Source organism: Xenorhabdus yunnanensis (assembly GCF_028598805.1).
Classification (GTDB): Bacteria; Pseudomonadota; Gammaproteobacteria; order Enterobacterales; family Enterobacteriaceae; genus Xenorhabdus; species Xenorhabdus yunnanensis.
The window spans coordinates 1-382 of the sequence record NZ_JAQRFI010000258.1; the positions used below are offsets into that span (position 1 = coordinate 1).

Annotated in this window: 1 protein-coding gene; it reads left to right on the top strand. The window is 49.2% G+C overall.

What is annotated here, in order from left to right:
* Positions 1-379: ssDNA-binding protein (locus tag PSI23_RS22140; protein ID WP_273557062.1), on the top strand; the 379-nt coding region annotated here is incomplete at its 5' end.
* Positions 380-382: the final 3 nt, after the last annotated feature.

Sequence of the window (382 nt, forward strand, 5' to 3'; positions counted from 1 at the left end):
TAAAGCTGAGGGTATTATTAAAAGTATCCGCGGCAATAACATGCGGTTTAATTTCCGCGACGGCGACGATAAATCTGATTATGACGGTTATGCGGGGTGTATGTTTATTTCTGCCAGTAATAAAGCACGGCCGTTGGTTATTGACCGTGATCGCACTCCACTTACCGCACAAGATGGCCGCCCGTATTCCGGCTGTTACGTGAACGCGACTATCAGTATTTTCGCCTACGAAAACAACGGCAAAGGCATATCCGCTTCACTGTCTGGCGTTCAGTTCCTGAGAGACGGTGACGCATTCGCAGGCGGTGGTGTTGCCTCGGTGGATGATTTTGACGATATCAGCGAAGGGGCTGACGCCGAAGCGGACGTTTTTAGTTAAATA